This is a genomic window from Mesorhizobium sp. M7A.F.Ca.CA.002.05.1.1 (genome assembly GCF_003998335.1).
Taxonomy (GTDB): domain Bacteria; phylum Pseudomonadota; class Alphaproteobacteria; order Rhizobiales; family Rhizobiaceae; genus Mesorhizobium.
Genome location: NZ_RZQI01001551.1, coordinates 1 through 627 on the forward strand (window position 1 = coordinate 1; position 627 = coordinate 627).

At 63.0% G+C, this 627-nt stretch carries 1 protein-coding gene; it reads right to left on the reverse strand.

What is annotated here, in order from left to right:
- Positions 1 to 627: extracellular solute-binding protein (locus tag EN939_RS36980; RefSeq protein WP_127272124.1), on the reverse strand; the 627-nt coding region annotated here is incomplete at both ends.

Below are 627 nucleotides of genomic sequence, written 5' to 3' on the forward strand. Positions count from 1 at the left end.
ATGCCGATATTGCCGGCGGCAAATGCCGCAAAGAAGTTGGCGCCGGTATCGGTCTGCGCGCCCGCCGGCACCAGGTCCTTCTTGACCATCGAGCGGTAGAGATCGATGGCGCCGCGCAGTTGCGGGCTGTCCAGCGTCGCCTTCGAGCCGTCTTCGCTCAGGATGTCGCCGCCCGACGCCCAGATCAGGGGTGTGAAGGTGAAGATGTTGCAGCCGCCGCAATTGCCGGAGAAGTAGAAGCCCTTGATGTTGCCGCCGAGCGCGTTGACCTTCTCGGCATCGGCCGCGATCTCGGCCCAGTTGGCAGGTCCTTTTTCGGGGTCGAGGCCGGCCTGCTTGAACAGCTTCTTGTTCCAGATCAGCACCGAGGCGTCGGCAGAGAAGGGCAGGCCATAGATGTGATCCTTGTAGGTGCCGGTCTTCACATGCGCCGGCGACAGGCTGGCAAAATAGGGCAGGGACTTTGCCCAGTCGGTAATGTCCTCCAATTGGCCGGCTGCGGCGAAGGAGGGCGTGTAGATCAAATCGAGCGACAGCGCGTCGGGCGCCGTGCCGCCGGCGGCCGCGGCGCCGTATTTCGGGATGATCTCGGCATTGGGAATGATGTCGAGTTTGACCTGGTTGGTG